The 17290-nt window shown below is 63.5% G+C and carries 17 protein-coding genes; 7 read left to right on the top strand and 10 right to left on the bottom strand.

The features are described 5' to 3' along the window. Window positions 1-15 precede the first annotated feature (15 nt). The 3 genes from ABIB99_RS26110 to ABIB99_RS26100 form a co-directional block, all read right to left on the bottom strand. Window positions 16-474: a RidA family protein gene (locus ABIB99_RS26110; protein WP_354123911.1), complete on the bottom strand. Its 459-nt coding sequence runs from the start codon at window positions 472-474 to the stop codon at window positions 16-18. A 21-nt stretch (window positions 475-495) separates the two neighbouring features. Next, a complete protein-coding gene (locus ABIB99_RS26105; RefSeq protein WP_354115037.1) occupies window positions 496-2187 on the bottom strand; it encodes a benzoate-CoA ligase family protein in 1692 nt (563 codons plus the stop codon). Window positions 2188-2335: 148 nt separating this feature from the next. Further along, complete coding sequence (locus ABIB99_RS26100) at window positions 2336-2845, bottom strand: MarR family winged helix-turn-helix transcriptional regulator (protein ID WP_014493760.1); 510 nt, start codon at window positions 2843-2845, stop codon at window positions 2336-2338. A gap of 257 nt (window positions 2846-3102) precedes the next feature. Here ABIB99_RS26100 and ABIB99_RS26095 point away from each other — a divergent pair, with 257 nt between their 5' ends. Next, window positions 3103-4278 (top strand): ABC transporter substrate-binding protein, encoded by a 1176-nt coding sequence (locus ABIB99_RS26095; RefSeq protein WP_085405776.1) that lies wholly within the window; start codon window positions 3103-3105, stop codon window positions 4276-4278. A gap of 27 nt (window positions 4279-4305) precedes the next feature. Then, window positions 4306-4761 (top strand): cupin domain-containing protein, encoded by a 456-nt coding sequence (locus tag ABIB99_RS26090; protein ID WP_028149662.1) that lies wholly within the window; start codon window positions 4306-4308, stop codon window positions 4759-4761. A gap of 9 nt (window positions 4762-4770) precedes the next feature. On the opposite strand, the gene ABIB99_RS26085 is transcribed toward ABIB99_RS26090, so the two are convergent. The 3 genes from ABIB99_RS26085 to ABIB99_RS26075 form a co-directional block, all read right to left on the bottom strand. Beyond that, window positions 4771-6021 carry a flavin-dependent oxidoreductase gene (locus ABIB99_RS26085; protein WP_354178083.1) on the bottom strand — a complete coding sequence of 417 codons (1251 nt, stop codon included), beginning with the start codon at window positions 6019-6021 and terminating at the stop codon, window positions 4771-4773. A 241-nt stretch (window positions 6022-6262) separates the two neighbouring features. Further along, entirely contained in the window at window positions 6263-7099 is an 837-nt protein-coding gene (locus ABIB99_RS26080) for an enoyl-CoA hydratase family protein (protein ID WP_028156623.1), read from the bottom strand. A gap of 31 nt (window positions 7100-7130) precedes the next feature. Then, window positions 7131-7892 carry an SDR family NAD(P)-dependent oxidoreductase gene (locus tag ABIB99_RS26075; RefSeq protein ID WP_354178081.1) on the bottom strand — a complete coding sequence of 254 codons (762 nt, stop codon included), beginning with the start codon at window positions 7890-7892 and terminating at the stop codon, window positions 7131-7133. Window positions 7893-8084: 192 nt separating this feature from the next. On the opposite strand from ABIB99_RS26075, the gene ABIB99_RS26070 reads away from it, so the two are divergent. From ABIB99_RS26070 to ABIB99_RS26050, 5 genes are read left to right on the top strand one after another with little or no spacing between them, the layout of a single operon-like run. Beyond that, the gene (locus tag ABIB99_RS26070) at window positions 8085-8900 is read left to right on the top strand and encodes an alpha/beta fold hydrolase (RefSeq protein WP_502917513.1); all 816 of its coding nucleotides are present in this window, start codon (window positions 8085-8087) and stop codon (window positions 8898-8900) included. A 12-nt stretch (window positions 8901-8912) separates the two neighbouring features. After that, window positions 8913-10202 carry an acyl-CoA dehydrogenase family protein gene (locus ABIB99_RS26065; RefSeq protein WP_354178077.1) on the top strand — a complete coding sequence of 430 codons (1290 nt, stop codon included), beginning with the start codon at window positions 8913-8915 and terminating at the stop codon, window positions 10200-10202. Between the two features lie 2 nt (window positions 10203-10204). Then, window positions 10205-11731, top strand: a complete 1527-nt coding sequence (locus ABIB99_RS26060) for a class I adenylate-forming enzyme family protein (RefSeq protein WP_354178075.1) — start codon at window positions 10205-10207, stop codon at window positions 11729-11731. After that, the gene (locus ABIB99_RS26055) at window positions 11728-12816 is read left to right on the top strand and encodes an NAD/NADP-dependent octopine/nopaline dehydrogenase family protein (protein ID WP_354178074.1); all 1089 of its coding nucleotides are present in this window, start codon (window positions 11728-11730) and stop codon (window positions 12814-12816) included. The genes ABIB99_RS26060 and ABIB99_RS26055 overlap by 4 nt, the downstream gene beginning before the upstream one ends. A gap of 3 nt (window positions 12817-12819) precedes the next feature. Further along, window positions 12820-13812, top strand: a complete 993-nt coding sequence (locus ABIB99_RS26050; protein ID WP_354178072.1) for a 3-hydroxybutyryl-CoA dehydrogenase — start codon at window positions 12820-12822, stop codon at window positions 13810-13812. Here the strand turns inward: ABIB99_RS26050 and ABIB99_RS26045 are convergent. Genes ABIB99_RS26045 through ABIB99_RS26030 form a run of 4 tightly spaced genes read right to left on the bottom strand, consistent with a single transcriptional unit; the run spans window position 13809 to window position 17287 of the window. After that, entirely contained in the window at window positions 13809-14855 is a 1047-nt protein-coding gene (locus ABIB99_RS26045) for a 2,5-dihydroxypyridine 5,6-dioxygenase NicX family protein (protein WP_028156630.1), read from the bottom strand. The genes ABIB99_RS26050 and ABIB99_RS26045 overlap by 4 nt on opposite strands. A gap of 40 nt (window positions 14856-14895) precedes the next feature. Further along, window positions 14896-15663 (bottom strand): ABC transporter permease, encoded by a 768-nt coding sequence (locus ABIB99_RS26040; RefSeq protein ID WP_354178069.1) that lies wholly within the window; start codon window positions 15661-15663, stop codon window positions 14896-14898. Continuing rightward, window positions 15660-16445, bottom strand: a complete 786-nt coding sequence (locus tag ABIB99_RS26035) for an ABC transporter permease (RefSeq protein ID WP_259256656.1) — start codon at window positions 16443-16445, stop codon at window positions 15660-15662. Before ABIB99_RS26035 ends, ABIB99_RS26040 begins: the two co-directional genes overlap by 4 nt. Continuing rightward, entirely contained in the window at window positions 16442-17287 is an 846-nt protein-coding gene (locus tag ABIB99_RS26030) for an ABC transporter ATP-binding protein (RefSeq protein WP_354178067.1), read from the bottom strand. Before ABIB99_RS26030 ends, ABIB99_RS26035 begins: the two co-directional genes overlap by 4 nt. Window positions 17288-17290: the final 3 nt, after the last annotated feature.

The raw sequence follows: 17290 nt of genomic DNA, 5'->3' as shown, positions 1-17290 counted from the left end.
CGAACCGAAGGCGGCTTAGCGGGGAATGACGGCAGTGGCTTCAATCTCGACGCGCGCCGCCTTCTCGACGAGGCGGACGACCTGCACCAGCGCCATCGCAGGATAGTGCGCACCGAAGGTCGCACGGTAGCTCTTGCCGAGCTCCCTCAGGTTCGCCAGGTATTCGTCCATGTCGACGACGTACCAGGTCAGGCGCACGAGGTGCTCGGGCCGCGCCCCCGCCTCCGCCAATATCTCGGCGATGTTGCTCAGGGCTTGGCGCACCTGCGCGACAAAGCCGTCCGCGAGACGCTCCTCGGCGTCCCAGCCGATCACGCCGCCGGTGACGACGATGCGCCCCTCGGCGGCCATGCCGTTGGCATAGCCTTTCGGTAGCGGCCAGCCGGACGGTTGGAGCACCTGCGCCCTAGAGCCGGTTTCGTCCTCGGCTGCTGTCGGCAGCACTGCCAGGTGCGGGCCTTTCGGCGTCGTCACGGACAATTCTTCATCCTTCTCTTATTCCGCCGCAACGCCAGAGGACGTCGCTGCAGCCTGCGCCAACTGCCGCAGGGCAAATCGCTTCAACTTGCCGGTCTCGGTCTTCGGCAGTTGCGCCACGAACTCGATCGCGCGCGGATATTTGTAAGGCGCAATCTCACGTTTGACATGCTCCTGCAACTCCGCTGCGAGTTGAGCGTCCGGCGTCACACCTGGGGCGGCGATGACATAGGCCTTCACGATCATGCCACGCGCCTCGTCCGGCGCACCGACGACGCCGCACTCGGCTACGGATGGATGCGTCAGCAGCGCCGCCTCCACATCCGTGCCCGCGATGTTGTACCCGGCTGACACGATCATGTCGTCGGAGCGCGACTGGTACCAGAAGTAGCCGTCGCTATCCATCAGATAGGTATCGCCGGTGATGTTCCAGCCGTTCTGGACGTATTTGCGCTGCCGCTCGTCGGCGAGATAGCGGCAGCCGGTCGGGCCGCGCACCGCGAGCCGCCCCATCGTGCCCGGCGGCAGGTCATTGCCGTCGTCATCGACGATTTTTGCTTCGTAACCCGGCACGGGTTTGCCGGTTGCGCCGGGACGGATCTCGTCCACGGTCGCGCTGATGAAGATGTGCAGCAGCTCGGTCGAACCGATGCCGTCCATCAGCTTGATGCCGGTGGCCTTGAGCCAGGCATCGAATGTCGGCTTGGGGAGGGTCTCGCCCGCAGAGACGCACTTTCGCAGCGAAGAAATGTCGCGCCCCGCGAGCTTGCCGATCATGGCGCGATAGGCGGTTGGCGCGGTGAAGCAGACCGAGGTCTTGTATTGCTCGATCGCCGTCAGCATGTCGTCCGGTGTCGTCTTCTCCAGCACGACGAAGGAAGCGCCGATATGCATCGGAAACAACACGCCGCCGAAGCCGAAGGTAAAGGCGAGCGGGGCTGAACCGACGAAGCGATCCTTCTGCTCCGCCCTCAAGATGTTGTGCGCATAACCGTCGCAGACCGCCAGCATATCCCGATGGAAATGCATGGTGCCCTTGGGATCGCCCGTCGTGCCCGACGTGAAGGCAATCAGGCAGATGTCATCGGCGGCGGTATCGACCGCCTTGAACTCCGGGCTCGCATCAGCAATCAGCGCCTCGAGCGAGTCCGACGCGCCGTTGCCCCAATAGACCACGTGCTTGAGGCCGGGCGCCGCCGCTTTCGCCTTCTCCATCTCCTCCGAGAGTTTTCCATCGCAGAGCGCGAGTGTAATCTCCGCCTTCTGGATCGGATAAGATAGTTCCTTGGCGCGCAGCAGAGGCATGGTCGCCACGACGATGCCGCCAGCCTTGATCACCGCGAGATAGGTCGCAACCATCATCGGATTGTTGGCGGAGCGCAGCAGCACGCGTCCGCCGGTTACGAGACCAAGCTTGCGAACCAGAACGTCGGCGATGCGGTTCACGAGCGCTTGCAGCTCGCGATAGGTGTAGCTGACGGCCGGACTGATGACGCACGGCGCGTCGCCGTGGCCCTGCTCGACCCAGCGGTCGAGAAAATAGCTGACGCAGTTCAATCGCTGCGGATAGTGCAGCTCCGGCCGCGTGAATATGAATTCGGGCCAGAACTCGCGCGGCGGCAGATGCTGCCGTGCGAATGTATCGACGTGGGCTGTCGCGGCGTTGCCGTCATACGAGCCCGACTCTTGAGCCTTAGCGGCGTTGGCCATCGCACGCTCCTTTCAGCATGGAAAGCACCCGGCAGCATCATCTAGAAAACATTTTAGGCTTAAAACAATTCGGCGCAATAGCGGATTTTGGGCATCCCATGCATTTTCCGGCGGCAAGGTGGGACTGGCGGGGTGCCCCGCTGGCGGACTACGGCCGGCGGCGACCGGCCGATTTCTGCGCCGACGCCTTTGTCTTGGCCAGGAGCCGCATCAATTCGCGAACATCCTTCGGAGTCAGGTCGGCGAACAGATCGGCGATCCAGGTCTCGTGCTCCGCAGCCATCCTGCGAAACTCGGCGCGACCCAGCTTTGTGAGGCGGATCACCTGGACGCGGCGGTCCGTCTCCGAGGTGCGCCGGTCGAGATGGCCCGATTCCACCAGCCGTTCGACGAGGCCGGTGACGTTGCCGTTGGACACCATCATGCGCTTGGAGACGTCGGACAGCGTCATGCCATCGGGCGCCTTGTCGAGCTGCGCCATCAGGTCGAACCGGGGCAGCGTGACGTCGAAGCGCTGTCGCAGGCGGCCACGGACTTCGCCTTCGATCAGGGTGGTGCAGGTGAGCAGACGCAGCCACAGCCGAAGCTCTTCGGCGTGGTCCTCCGGCGTCTCGACGGCCTTGGTCTCGGAATCGAGCATCTCGATGCAGTCACTCATGGCCGGCCCTGGCGCCAGCACGGATTCCCCAACGTTTTGAGCTTCAAATAAATCGGCCCCGGCCGCAAGCCTAAAGCTGCAACAATCGACCGCACCGAATTTCTTTAGGCTTCAAATAACTGGCGCGCCGCTTGCATGCGCACTGCCCGCAGGATGGCCACGCCTTGAGCTTGCTTGCCGCGGCCGCCATCATCGGCATAAGCTTGGATTGGAGTACGCGGCTTGCTGCGCAAGCCCGATCGTCACGGGGACACATCATGAAGACGCAAACGACCTTGGCCGCTGCCGCCCTGCTGCTCGGCACCGCGGTGAGCCCTTCCCTCGCCCAGGAGAAGATCAAGCTGGGCGTGGTCGTGACCCTGTCGGGCCCCGCCGCCGCGCTTGGCCAGCAGGTCCGCGACGGCTTTGCGCTCGCCGTGAAGGATCTCGGCGGGAAGATGGGGGGCCGAGATGTCGAGGTGATCGTCGCCGATGACGAGTTGAAGCCCGACGCAGCGGTCACGAAGGTCAAGGGCCTTCTGGAGCGCGACAAGGTCGACTTCGTGGTGGGCCCGATCTTCTCCAACATCCTCCAGGCGATCCACCGCCCCATTACGGAGTCCAAGACGTTCCTGATCAGCCCCAACGCCGGCCCATCGACTTTCGCCGGTAAGGACTGCAACCCGTTCTTCTATGTGACGTCGTACCAGAACGATCAGGTCCACGAGATCCTCGGCAAGGTGGCGCAGGATCGCGGCTACAAGCGCATGTATCTGATGGTGCCGAACTATCAGGCCGGCAAGGATTCGGTGGCGGGCTTCAAGCTCGACTACAAGGGCGAGATCGTCGAAGAATCCTACATGCCGCTGAACACGCTGGACTTCCAGCCGGAACTTTCCAAGATCTCGTCGCAGAAGCCCGATGCGCTGTTCACGTTCATGCCGGGCGGCCTCGGCGTCAATCTCGTCAAGCAATACCGGCAGGCCGGCCTTGCCGACAGCATTCCGGTGCTCTCGGCTTTCACGGTGGATGAATCGACCTTGCCGGCGCAGCAGGATGCGGCCGTCGGCATGTTTGGCGGCGCGAACTGGGCGCCCAATCTCGACAATCCGCAGAACAAGAAGTTCGTCGCGGCCTATGAAGCCGCCTACAACGTCGTGCCCGGCACCTACGCTTTTCAGGCCTATGACGCCGCGATGCTGATCGACAGCGCGGTCAAGGCCGTGAAAGGCGATCTCTCGAACAAGGATGCGGTTGGGGCTGCGCTGAAGAAGGCCGACTTCACCTCTCTGCGCGGCGCCTTCAAGTTCAACACCAACGGCTATCCGATCCAGGATTTCTATCTGACCAAGGTCGCCAAGCGTGCGGACGGCAAGTTCCAGACCGAGATCGTTCAGAAGGTCTTCGAGAACTATGGCGACCGCTATGCCAAGGACTGCAAGGCGGCAAACTAAGCCGCACCGCAATACGGGAGGACTGCAATGAAAAGCGAAATCACCGGCATCACACGGGCCAATGAAGGGATCCAGGGCATTTCCTGGAACATCCTCGGCCAGACCTATGTGCCGAAGAGCAATACCGAGCACAGCTTCTCCTGGCACGCGACATTGCCGCCGGGCACATTCGTGCCGCCGCACATCCATCCCGACCAGGATGAGTATCTCTACATGCTCGAGGGCAAACTCGACTTCGTGCTCGGCAATTCGGAGTCGCAGGCGACCGCGGGCGATCTGATCCGCCTCGGCATGGGCGTGCCGCACGGCATCTTCAACAAGTCGGAGCAGACGGCAAAGGTGCTGTTCTGGGTGTCGCCAACCCGCAAGCTGTTCGACCTGTTCTGGGGCCTTCACAACATGAAGGAACAGAAGCCCGAGGACGTGGTGGCGATGGCCGCCGAATTCAACATCCACTTCCTGCCGCCGCCGCCCGGCGGCTAGCAGCGAGTCCTAAGCGCGCACCGCCGCCAGACCCGGCACGGCGGCGAAGCCGGCCTTGGTGGCGTAGCCGCGCACGATCGCCTCGCGCTGGGAATAGCTCAGCACGTTGTCGACGTTGTCGAAGCCATCGGGTGCAAGCTGCTCGACGGCGTCGATGACGCCCTCGGGGCCGCCGCGCCGGTTGGAGCGGACGATGTCAGCGGTCATCGGCAGACGCTTCTTCTCATATTCAAGCAAAGCTTGGCGCGGATGCTCGGCGCGCACCAGCGCATCGGCAAGGCAGCGCGCGTCGAGGATCGCCTGAGATGCGCCGTTGGAGCCGACCGGATACATGGGATGCGCGGCATCGCCGAGCAGCGTAACGCGCCCGGACGACCAGTAAGGCAAGGGATCGCGGTCGCAGGTCGGATATTCGTAGAACTCGGGCGTTGCCGAGATCAGGCTTTTGATGTCGATATAGGGCACCGAGAAGCGCGCGACATGCGGCATCAACTCCTCGCGCCGGCCGGGCCGCGACCAGTCTTCCTTCCGGGGCGACGGGGCATTACCTTCGCCGACCTTCACCAGCACCGCCCAGTTGGTGAGACGGCTCGCCTGGCTCGATCCCTCTGCGATCGGATAGATCACCACCTTGGCGTTGAGGCCGCCGGCCACGATCATCGACTTGCCGGTGAGGAACAGCGGCCAATCGCGCGCACCGCGCCATAGCATCAGGCCGTTCCAGCACGGCGGTCCCTCGTTCGGGAACAGCGTGTCGCGAACGCGAGAATGGATGCCGTCAGCGCCGATCAGGATATCGCCGCGCGCAGTATGGATGTGCGCGCCCGAGCGGTCGAAGAAATAAGCGGTGACGCCGCCCTCGTCCTGCGTGAAGGCGCCGAGGCGGCAGCCGGTGTGAATTGCCTCCGGTCCGAGCCGCTCCTCGACGGCGCGATGGATGACGCCCTGAAGGCGGCCACGGTGAATCGAGAATTGCGGCACGTCATGGCCGGCGTCGATGCCGCGGGCTTCGCGCCAGACCTCCTGGCCGTGGCGATTGAGGTAATAGAGCTGGTCGGTGCGGATCGCGACGTCGTCAAGCTGCTGGAGGAGACCGAGGCCGGCAAGCTCCCGCATCGCATGCGGCAGCGTGTTGATGCCGACGCCGAGCTCGCGGATCGTGTCAGCCTGCTCGAAAATCTCGCACCCGATGCCGCGCGAGCGCAGCATCAATGCCGTGGTGAGACCACCGATACCGCCACCGACGATAATCGCCTTCATCGCCCTTACTCCACTCGAAAATACGCCAGGCAATGGGGTTAAAGTCGCACGGGCGGTCACTCCGCCGCAAGCGGCTTTGTCGCCTCCGCCTTGAGCTCGGCCCGGGTCTTGGGCTTAGCCTTAATTCTCAGCTCCTCGAGATCCCGCCGGTCGCGCACGCCGTTGCTGAAAATCTGATCGGTTCCGGGCAGGTATTGCGGCGCAAGTCACCGTTGCTGGCTTCCCGCAGCAAGTCCGGGGCTCAGTCGCCCCTGAAGACCGGCTTGACCTTGTTGGCGAACGCTTCAAAGGCGCGCTCGAAATCCGCCGTGGTCATGCACAGCGCCTGGGCAACGGCTTCCGCTTCGATCGCCTCTTCAATCGACATCGCCCACTCCATCGCCAGCATCCGCTTGGTCATGGTGTTACCGAAGGTCGGGCCTTCCGCGACCTGCTTGGCCAGCAACTGCGCCTGGGGCAGCACCTGCTCGGGCGTAACGATGCGGCTGAAAAAGCCCCAGCGCTCGCCCTCCTCCGCCGTCATGAACCGGCCGGTGTAGAGCAGCTCGGAGGCGCGCGACTGTCCGATGATCCGCGGCAGGATCGCGCAGGCGCCCATGTCGCAGCCGCCAAGGCCGACCTTGTTGAAGAGGAACGCGACCTTCGCGCCGCTCGCCGCGAGCCGCATATCCGATGCCATCGCGATGATCGCGCCGGCGCCGGCGCAGATGCCTTCGACCGCGGCCACAATGGGCTGAGGGCAGGCCCGCATCGCTTTGACGAGGTCGCCGGTCATCCGCGTGAAAGCGGTCAGCCCCTTGGTGTCCATCTTCACGAGCGGGCCGATGATCTCGAACACATCGCCGCCGGACGAGAAGTTACCGCCGGCGCCGGTGACGATGATGGCCTTGACTGCATCATCGAAAGCGCAGGCGCGGAAGAAATCCGTCAGTTCCCGATAGCTCTCGAAGGTCAGTGGATTCTTCCGCTCGGGACGGTTGAGCGTCACCGTGGCAACGCCGTCGACCACCGCCAGCAGGAAGTGCTGCGGCGAATAATCCGCGAGCGGCACGGTCACAGGATTAGCTGGTCTGCTCATGCGATCTCCTAACTATGTTTGTTCCGCGCTACTAGATTTCGCCGCCTGCGACTGCAATCGCCTGCCCGGTGATCGCACCAGCGCCGTCGCCGCACAACCAAAGCACTGCGTCAGCCACCTCTTGAGGCGTGATCAGCCGCCCCTGCGGATTGTGCTTCGCGAGCTCGGCGATCGCCTGCTCGCGGCTCCTGCCGGTCTTCTTCATGATGTTCTCGATGCTGCCGGCGACCAGATCGGTGTCGGTGAAGCCCGGACACACCGCATTCACAGTCACATTGCTTCCGGCCGTCTCGAGGGCAAGAGAGCGCACGAGACCGACGACGGCGTGCTTCGCCGCCGTATACGCGCTGACATAGGCGTAGCCCTTGAGCCCCGCCGTCGAGGCAATCGCGACGATGCGGCCATAGGGACGATCCTTCATGCCCGGCAGAACGCCCTGGATGGCATGGACAACGCCCATGAAATTGACGTCAATCATGCGCGCAAACAGGGCAGCGTCCGATTTCGCGAACGGCGCGGATTCTGCACTTCCCGCGTTGGCGATCAGGATGTCGATCGGCTTTCGCGCGCTCGCTTCAGCGATAGCGGCTTTCAGTGATAATTCGTTCGAGACGTCGGCGATCGCAGCAAAATGCGCGGCACCTGCGCCGACCGCCTCTTCTAGAACAGCGGCGTTCCGGCCGAGCACCGTCACGGTTGCGCCTGCCCCGACAAGAGAGGCTGCGATGGCGCGGCCGATGCCGCGACCGCCACCGGTCACGAGCGCGTGCGGCGAGTGCGGCAATCCGGACATGCGCTGGCTCCTTGGCTCTGCTGATCGTTCCTCGATATATTTTAACCTTCAAGTTTTTGCAACGAAGCTGCCGTAGTGCCGCGAATGCCTTCGCGCGAGAGACCGGCCCGAAAATTGCTTTAAGTATAAAATTATCGCTTCCCATCCCCCACAGGCCTGTTAGCATCGCCCGGACGAGCAAAAGGATGTCGCGTGTCGCAGCCTGCGCCAATGATAACAAAAGACGGCCGCTTCGCCTATGAAGCCGCGGGCGATCCGGACGCGACACCCCTGATCTTCCTGCATGGCATTGGCGGCGCGGCACGGGCCTGGCGGCAGCAGTTCGCGAGATTCAGCACCCAGTTCCGCGCGATTGCATGGGACATGCCGGGCTACGGCGGATCGGCGCCGCTCGCCAGCGTCAGCATCGCGGCCCTTGCCGATGCGCTCCAGCAATTCATTGAGCAGCTTGGTGCGACCACGCCAATTCTGGTCGGCCATTCGATCGGTGGCATGATTGTCCAGAAATGGCTGGCGCAATCTCCGAAACTGGCCCGCGCGATCGTCCTTGCGCAGACCAGCCCGGCCTTCGGCAAGGCCGATGGCGATTGGCAGAAATCGTTCATCGCGGCGCGGCTTGGGCCGCTCGATCGCGGCGAGACCATGAAGTCGCTGGCTCCCTCCTTGGTGAAGGAGCTTGTCGGCGACGATCCTGATCCGAAGGGAATGGAGCTTGCGCGCGAGTGCATGGCAAGCGTGCCCGAGGCGAGCTATCGCGCCATGATGCTGGCTTTGATGGGCTTCGATCAGCGCAGCACACTCAAGGACATTTCCGTCCCGACGCTGTTGTTGTCCGGCTCCAAGGACAACAACGCGCCTGCTACCATGATGGCAAAGACGGCAACATTCATTCCCTCTGCCGAATACGTCGAGTTGGCTGGGGTCGGCCATCTCGCCAACCTTGAACGCCCTGACGCGTTCGACGAAGCTCTCGGCCGGTTCCTGAATTCCGTCGCAACCAAAACGTAGGGTGGCTGCGCAATGACCATGCAAGTCAGAAAGAACATCGGCGCAACCGACAAGGTCGCGCTGGATGCTCCGATCTTCGATCCCGTCGCATTCCGCCTGAACGACGAGCAGGCCGGCATCATCGCGCGCGCCCGCGAGATCGGCCAGAGCGTGTTCGCTGGTCGCGCGGCGACTTACGATCGCGAGGCGATCTTCCCGACAGAGAATTATCGCGACCTGCATCGCGTCGGCCTGCTCGGCATCGCGGTTCCCAAGAAGCATGGCGGGCTCGGCGCGAACTATCAAACCTACGCACTGGCGGCAGCCGAAATCGGCCGCTATTGCGGCGCGACCGCCCTCACCTGGAACATGCACGTCTGCTCGACCCTGTGGTCAGGTCCGCTCGCCGACGATCTCGACATGGACGCGGAGACCCGCGCCGAGCACGAGCGGCGGCGCGCGGTTCATTACAAGCGTATCGTCGAGGATGGCGCGATCTACTCGCAGCCCTTTTCCGAGGGCGGAGCGGCCGCGGCCGGCGGCGTCGCGTTCGGCACGGAAGCAAAGCCCGTGAAGGGCGGTTGGATCGTCAACGGCAAGAAGATCTTTGCATCGCTGTCCGGTCATGCCGACTATTACGGCGTGCTCTGCACCGAGATGGAGGAGGGCGAAAAAGCCTCGCGCCGCAACACCCTTTACCTCGCGATCTCCGCGAAATCGGACGGTGTCTCGGTGGTCGGCGACTGGGATCCGCTCGGCATGCGCGGTACAGTCTCTCGCACGCTGCTGTTCAAGGATGTGTTCGTCCCTGAGGATTCCGCGCTGATGCCGCGCGGCGTTTATTTCCAGGCAGCGATGCGCTGGCCTCACATGTTCCTGACGCTGTCGCCGACCTATATGGGCCTGGCGCAAGCCGCCTATGATTTCACCGTGCGCTATCTTCGCGGCGAGGTACCGGGCATGCCGCCGGTCAAGCGCCGGATGTACCCGACCAAGCAGATCGCGGTCGCGCAGATGCAGATCAAGCTCGAGCAGATCAAGGCGATCTGGTTCCAGGCCGTCACCGAGGCCCACGCCAATCCAAGCAAGGAGCAGGTGCTGCGCGCCTATGCCGCGCAGTATTCGGTGATGGAGGGCGCCAATGAGCTCGCCGCGCTCGCGATCCGCACCTGCGGCGGTCAGGCCATGCTCCGTTCACTGCCGCTGGAGCGCATCTATCGCGACAGCCGCTGCGGCTCGCTCATGCTGCCCTGGACCGCCGAGCTCTGCCTCGACCGGATCGGGCGCGAGGCGCTGTACGAGGCCGGTGAAACGGACGACTGACCGTGGACCTCTGTAGTCTGATCGATCGCAACGCGGCGTTCGCGCCAGACAAGACGGCGATCGCCTTCGAGGGTGAGCGGCTGAGCTACGCCGCACTCGCCGCGCGCATCGAGCGGACCGCCACGGCGTTGAAGCAGGAGCTCGGCGTCGGCCGAGGCGACCGCGTCGCAATCCTGAGCCTGAACCGGCCGGACTATCTGGTTCTGCTCTACGCATGCGCGCGACTTGGTGCGATGCTGGTGCCGCTGAACTGGCGGCTGGCGGTTGCCGAGCAGCGCTTCATTCTCACCGATGCGGGCGCAAAGGTCCTGGTACTCGAGCAGGCATTTGCCGGAGTTCTCCCGGAGCTTGCGCCGGGGACGGCCGTCATCGGCCTCGATTTCGCGCCGTCGCGGGGCGTGACATTCGAAGACCTGCTGGCTCGCAGCGAGGGCAGCGGCCGCAATCCGCACGCTGATCTCTCCTGCCCGCTGCTCGTCGTCTACACGTCTGGAACGACGGGACGGCCGAAGGGCGCTGTTCTGCGGCAAGAAGCCTTGTTCTGGAATGGCGTCATGAGCCAGCACATGCACAACATGACGTCGGATGATCGCGTGCTGACGGTGCTGCCGTTCTTCCATGTCGGCGGCCTCAACATCCAGACCACGCCGGCGCTGCAGCTTGGTGCGACCGTCACGATCCACGCCCGCTTCACGCCGGATACCGCGCTCGCGGCCATTGAACGGGAACGACCGACCCTGACAGTGATGGTGCCTGCAATCCTCCAGGCCGTGAGCGAGCATCCCGCCTGGACAACGACCGATCTCTCGTCGCTCAAAGCCGTCTCGACCGGCTCGACCATCGTGCCACCGCACCTGATCGATCGCTTCGTGGCGCGCGATGTTCCGGTGCTTCAGGTTTATGGATCGACGGAAACTTGCCCCATCGCAGTCTACACCCGGCTTGGCGGCGATCTTTCGCGCGCGGGATCGACTGGACTTGCCGGCCTGTGCTGCGAAGCGAAGGTGATCGATCAGGCCGGCAATGAGGTCCCTGCGGGTACGCCGGGCGAAATCGCCGTGCGCGGGCCCAACGTGTTCTTCGAATATTGGGGCAATGCGGATGCCACGCACGATGCGCTGCACGACGGTTGGTATCGCACCGGCGATATCGGCCTGTGCGATGCCGACGGGTATTTCTGGGTCCGCGACCGCAAGAAGAATGTGATCATTTCCGGCGGCGAGAACGTCTATCCGGCCGAGATCGAGCGCGTCCTGCTCGAACATCCCGATGTCAGCGAATGTGCCGTGATCGGCCGGCCGGACCCGCGCTGGGACGAGGTGCCGATCGCCTATGTCATCGGGCGGTCCGGCTGCCGGCTCGAAGCGGAGGAGCTGAGAGCGCATCTTCAGACGCAGCTCGCCCGTTACAAGGTTCCGCGCGACATCGTCTTCGTCAACGACCTGCCGCGCACGGCGCTGGGCAAGGTCCAGCATTTCCTGCTGAAGCAGCTTGATGCGCAGTCGCGCGCGCAAGGAGAAGCATCTTGAAGATTGCAGTACTGGGTGGGGGAAACGGCTCCTTCGCGGCCGCGGGCGATTTTGCGATGTCAGGGCATGAGGTCCGGCTCTGGCGCCGCGACACCGATCAGGTGACGGCGCATCGCGCGGCCGGCTCGCAGATCCTGGTCAAGGATCATAATGGCCGGCACGATGTGAAGCTCGCGCTGGTGACGACCGACATCGCCCAAGCAATTGACGGCACCGAGCTGATTCTGTGTCCCGCCCCTGCCTTCGCGCAGCCGGACATTGCTCGTTTGCTCGCTCCGCATTTGCGGGACGGCCAGGTCGTGTTCCTACCGCCCGCCACATTCGGCTCGATGATCTTCGCCCAAGCCGCGCGGGATGCCGGAAACCACGCCAAGGCGAGCTTTGCCGAGACCGGCACGTTGCCTTGGCTGACCCGCAAGCACGGACCGTTCGAGGTCGCGATCACCATCCGTGCCAAGCGGCTGCCGGTCGGCGTGTTTCCGCTCGATCGGGCCGCGCATGCCATCGAAGTGATCGGACGCGCTTTCCCTGATGCGGTCGAGCCCTGCGGCGATGCGCTCTCCGGCGCGCTGATGAATGCTGGGCCCATCATCCACCCGCCGTTGATCGTGATGAACGCGGGCCCGATCGAGCATTTCGAACGATGGGACATCCACAAGGAAGGAACGCAGGCCGCGATCCGCCGGGTGACCGACGCGCTCGACGCAGAACGAATCGCGGTGCGCGAAGCGCTTGGCTATGGCGCACCGCATTTTCCGCTGGCCCACCACTACGCCAAAGAAGGCGAGATCTGGATGTATGGCCGTGGCTCGCACGACCGGCTGACCGATTCCGGCGACTGGCGTGAGAGGATCGTGCTGACCGAGCACCGCTATATGCGTGAGGATCTGCGGCTTGGGCTGTCGCTGCTGGTCTCCGTCGCCGCCCTAGCGGGCACGCCCACGCCGTTGGCCAAGGCCTTTCTGGCCATCGGCGACGCGATTTGCGGCGAGGATTTTGCGCAGGGCGGCCGAACGCTCGAGACACTGGCGCTTGGTAATCTCGGCAAAGCCGAGCTCCAGGCGCTTCTTCGCAGGGGATTTTGACCGATGACCAGCCGCGCCAACATTGTCTGCCTCGGGGCCGGCCGCATGGGGCGCGGCATCGCCGTCGCGTTCGCCTACGCAGGGCATACGGTCACGATGATCGACATCAAGGGCCGTTCCGCGGAAGATTTCGCCAGGTTGGAGGCGGACGCGCTCGACGAAGTCAGGAAGACCTTTGCCAGCCTGTCGAAGCTGGGATTGCTGACCGAGGCAGATGTCGATCCGCTCATCGCACGGGTCTCGGTGGTGCCAGCCAGCCGAAGCGGCGTAGCGCTGTCCGGCGCCGGAATGGTTTTCGAGGGCGTTCCTGAGGTCGTCGAGCTCAAGCGCGAGGTGCTGGGGGCGGCTTCAAAACAAGTCGGCCCGGATACGATCATCGCTTCGACCACGTCGACCATCCTCGTCGACGATCTCGCTGGGGCGATCGTGAACCCTCGGCGCTTCCTCAATGTGCACTGGCTCAATCCGGCCTATCTAATCCCGCTGGTCGAGGTTTCGCCCGGCAAAGCCACCGATCCCGCCATCATCGATGAGGTCAAGGCGCTGCTCGAAGCCATCGGAAAGGTCCCCGTGGTGTGCGCGGCGACGCCTGGCTTCATCGTCCCGCGCATCCAGGCGCTGGCGATGAACGAGGCCGCACGCATGGTCGAGGAAGGCGTCGCCAGCGCCGAGGAGATCGACAAAGCGATCCGTTACGGCTTTGGCTTCCGCTATGCCGTGCTCGGACTGCTCGAATTCATCGACTGGGGCGGCGGCGACATCTTGTACTATGCCAGCCGGTATCTCGAAGGCGCACTCGGCAGCGACCGCTATCGCGCGCCGGACGTCATTTCCCGCAATATGCGAGAGGGCCGCATCGGCTTGCGAACGGGTGCCGGTTTCCTCGATTATTCAGGCATGGACGTCGACGCCTATCGCGTGAAGCGGCTTCAGGCCATGGTCGACCTGCTCCGGCATTTCGGCCTGGCGCGCCCACCGGTCCTCGACCGCAGCTAGCCGAAGACGTCCTGCAGCACGCCTTCGCGAACGACCGCGACGCCGTCGAGTTCGATCGTCGTTCCCATCATCGGCAAATCAAAGTGGCCCGCCGTGTAGCGGCCGGCAAATTCGTTCGCGCCGGTCGAGAACAGGAAATTGCCGGAGACGGCACGAATTTCAGTGCCGTTGGTGTCGCGCTGGTCATACATCGAGAGGGCTTCGTAGCGGGCCCCCGGATTCATGCCGAAACCGACATGCGAGACCGCATAGGCCTCGCGATCGCCCCACGCTGCGAGATAGGCGCGCATCATCGCCGCATCCGTGCCCTCGCCCTCCAGCTCGACAACATAATCGTCCTTCAGCGTCATTTTCACCGGGGACGCCAGGTAGCGCTTGAAGGTCAGATTGATGTCACCGGGGGCCATCACCAGGGTCCCGTTGATCGTTCCGCTCTTGGGAAAGCTAACCACAATGCCACCCGGCCAGTGCGCCAGCGTGCCCGGCTTGTCGGTCCAGCCCCACACGCCGACCGTGGACGCACCGACCATGTCTACGTCGAGCGCCGTGCCGGCTTTCGATGTCACGCGCATCCGCTTCGTCCCACGCAACAACTTCGCCGCCGCGCGAACGCGCTTCTCGAGCGCGGGATCCGGCACCATCCGCTCCAGCGCTTCCGGGTGTTCGTTAGAGATCACCAGTATCCGCGCGCCGGCCTTGAGGATTTCCGGCGTTTCCACCGCATGCATCAAGCCCTCGATGGTGCAATCCACCACAAAGCCGGCCTGCTGGAGTGCGGTGATGACCGGACCAAGCCGCTGGATTGCCTCGCTTGCCCCGGTCGAGCGAACCGGCACGATATTCCGGTTACGCGGCGTCGGCATCACCACATGAAACGGCCGCGCGCCCATCCGCAGCAGGGCGAGCTCCGCCAAATGAACGTTCAGCGCGCGCGATTGGGTTTCCGAGAGGATTGCCGCGGTGTCGCCGGCCTTGACGGCGCAGCGCTCAAAGATCTCGCAAAACGCGTCGATCCATTTTGCCTCGATGCGATCCGCCAGCATGGTCCACTCCCGGTCTTTTGGTTTCTTCTGTTCAGTCAGATCACGCTTCGGGGAAGCCCCGCAAGAGATACGATCGCAGGCCGCCCAGCAAGCCGTTCAGGATCAACCCCAGCAGCGAAATCGTGATCAGCGGTACGAACATGTCGACGGCCTGAAAAGTTCGGGCCGCCGTCACCAGCACGTGCCCCAACCCGTCCGTCGACGTGATCATCTCGGCCAGAAACACCACGATGCAGGAAATGACAAGGCCGATCCGGCAGCCGGTCAGGATCGAGGGCATCGCTGCCGGCAAGACCACCTTGAACAAGATTTCATAGCGCGGCGTACCCGCTGCCATCGCCGACCAGATCAGCTTCTGCTCGACGGTTGATGCGCCGTAATAAGTGGACAGCAGAATGGGAAAGAGAGCGTCCGCCGCCACCAGCGTGATCTTCGATCCGTGGCCGAAGCCGAGCAGAAGCAGCAGCGCCGGATAGAGTGCGACTTTAGGCAACGGCGCCAATACGCGCACGATTGGCCGAACCACGGCATTGATCGCTGGATTAGCGGCCGCGGCGATGCCGATACTTACACCGAGCACGACCGCAATCGCAAAGCCGGCAGACAGCCGGATCAGGGTCGCCGCAATCTCCTGCTGAAACGTCCACGTCACGAGTTGCTGGAGCAACCTGCTGAAGACGTATCCCGGGGGCGGCAACAAGACCGCAGGCGCAAAGCCGAACGATACGAGGCCTTGCCAAACCGCGATCACCAGCACAATTGGCGCGAGCCCGAGAACGACGTTTGCTGAGGGAAGACGCGATGTCATGAGAAGCTCAGCGGCATGTCGAACTGAGGCTCGGACCAGCGCACCAGCCGTGCGCGGACCCGCTCGAAAATCGCATCGAGGCAAATTCCCATCGCCCCCACGATGATGATCATCGCGAAGACGGTGTCGTATTGGCCCATGTCCAGCGCATTGAACAGAATGTTGCCGGCGCCGGACTGGCGGGCGATCATCTCGCTGGTGATCATCGTGATCAGCGCCAGCACGAGACCGGTGCGACATCCGGTCAGGATTTCCGGCAGCGCCGCCGGCAGCACGATCCGCACCAGCCGTTGCAGCGGCGAAAGTCCCATCGCGGCGCCCGACCACAGCATCTTCTCTTCGACGGCCTGGGCGCCCTCGAAGCTGTGATAGATCACGGGGAGGCTGACGCCGAGGAAGATCACCAGCGTCTTCGTGATGTCGCCGACGCCCAGCCAAAGCATGATGATCGGCATCAGCGCCGCTTTCGGCACCGGATAGATCACCATTAGAAGCGGGTTGAAGAAGGCCGCGACGGCGCGGCTACGCCCCATCAACAGACCCAGCGGGATCGAAACCAGCACGGCTACACCGAACCCGATCGCCATGCGGCGAAGCGAGGCCAGGATGTTGATCAGCGACTCCTTGTCGCCAAGGATGTCCGGGATCGCGCGGATCGCCTCGATCGCCGTCGGAAAGCTGTCGTTCTTCAGCGCGAGCGACGCGACCTGCCACACCGCCAGCAGCCCGATGCAAGCGAACACCGGGGCGGCACGTTTGGCGGCGGCGGCCAGCGATGTCATGACGGCGATCCGGTTTCGTCGACCTCGTCGAACATGCGCTCGATGTCGACGACGTATTTCTGGTAGCGCGGATCGAGCAACAGCTCGTTGCGGCGACGCGGCCGAGGCAGATCGATGTCGATCACCTGCCGAATGCGGCCGGGAGATTTCGACATCATCACGACTTTGTCCGACAGGAAGACGGCCTCGTCGACCGAATGGGTCACGAACAGCACCGTCTTGCGGTCACGCTCCCAGATGTTCAGGAGATCATTCTGGAGACGTGTACGGGTGTGCGCGTCGAGCGCGCCGAACGGCTCGTCCATCAGCAGAACTTCAGGGTGGTAAGCCAAAGTCCGGGCCAGCGCGACGCGCTGCTTCATGCCACCCGAGAGCTCCTTGGGATAAAAGTTCTCATAGCCTTTGAGGCCGACCATCTCGATCAAGGCCCGGCTCTGTGCTCCGGCCTCGGCGGCACGCACACCTTGCTGGCGCGGGCCATACATCACGTTGCCCAACACGGTCTTCCAGGGAAACAGAGCGAACTCTTGAAACACTGGTCCGCGATCCGGACCCGGCCCGGTGATCGTCTGTCCCTTCATCCTCGCCACACCGCTGGTCGGGCTGACGAAGCCGCCGACGATATAAAGAAGTGTCGACTTGCCGCAGCCGGACGGACCAAGGATGGAGACGAAGGCTCCTTCCTCGATCGTCAGTGAGATGTCCGATAGCGCCAAATGATCCTTACGCGCCGAGGTCTGGAAAACCTGGGAGACGCGGTCGATCTCGATGATCGCAGAAGCCGGCCTTTGTGGCGTCACCGGATTCACCCATTCGCCCGATCTCGAAGGCACTACCCTCATTCC

It is taken from the genome of Bradyrhizobium sp. LA6.1, from assembly GCF_040547805.1.
Classification (GTDB): Bacteria; Pseudomonadota; Alphaproteobacteria; order Rhizobiales; family Xanthobacteraceae; genus Bradyrhizobium; species Bradyrhizobium barranii.
The sequence above is the reverse complement of the archived record's forward strand: the minus strand, read 5'-3'. Positions and strand labels throughout refer to the sequence as shown.

Coding starts and splice junctions, on each gene's coding strand:
- ABIB99_RS26090 (WP_028149662.1), top strand. CDS start 4,306: ATGAAAAGCGAAATCACCGGCATCACACGGGCCAATGAAGGGATCCAG.
- ABIB99_RS26075 (WP_354178081.1), bottom strand. CDS start 7,892: ATGTCCGGATTGCCGCACTCGCCGCACGCGCTCGTGACCGGTGGCGGT.
- ABIB99_RS26030 (WP_354178067.1), bottom strand. CDS start 17,287: ATGAGGGTAGTGCCTTCGAGATCGGGCGAATGGGTGAATCCGGTGACG.
- ABIB99_RS26035 (WP_259256656.1), bottom strand. CDS start 16,445: ATGACATCGCTGGCCGCCGCCGCCAAACGTGCCGCCCCGGTGTTCGCT.
- ABIB99_RS26080 (WP_028156623.1), bottom strand. CDS start 7,099: ATGAGCAGACCAGCTAATCCTGTGACCGTGCCGCTCGCGGATTATTCG.
- ABIB99_RS26040 (WP_354178069.1), bottom strand. CDS start 15,663: ATGACATCGCGTCTTCCCTCAGCAAACGTCGTTCTCGGGCTCGCGCCA.
- ABIB99_RS26065 (WP_354178077.1), top strand. CDS start 8,913: ATGACCATGCAAGTCAGAAAGAACATCGGCGCAACCGACAAGGTCGCG.
- ABIB99_RS26045 (WP_028156630.1), bottom strand. CDS start 14,855: ATGCTGGCGGATCGCATCGAGGCAAAATGGATCGACGCGTTTTGCGAG.
- ABIB99_RS26085 (WP_354178083.1), bottom strand. CDS start 6,021: ATGAAGGCGATTATCGTCGGTGGCGGTATCGGTGGTCTCACCACGGCA.
- ABIB99_RS26105 (WP_354115037.1), bottom strand. CDS start 2,187: ATGGCCAACGCCGCTAAGGCTCAAGAGTCGGGCTCGTATGACGGCAAC.
- ABIB99_RS26100 (WP_014493760.1), bottom strand. CDS start 2,845: ATGAGTGACTGCATCGAGATGCTCGATTCCGAGACCAAGGCCGTCGAG.
- ABIB99_RS26050 (WP_354178072.1), top strand. CDS start 12,820: ATGACCAGCCGCGCCAACATTGTCTGCCTCGGGGCCGGCCGCATGGGG.
- ABIB99_RS26095 (WP_085405776.1), top strand. CDS start 3,103: ATGAAGACGCAAACGACCTTGGCCGCTGCCGCCCTGCTGCTCGGCACC.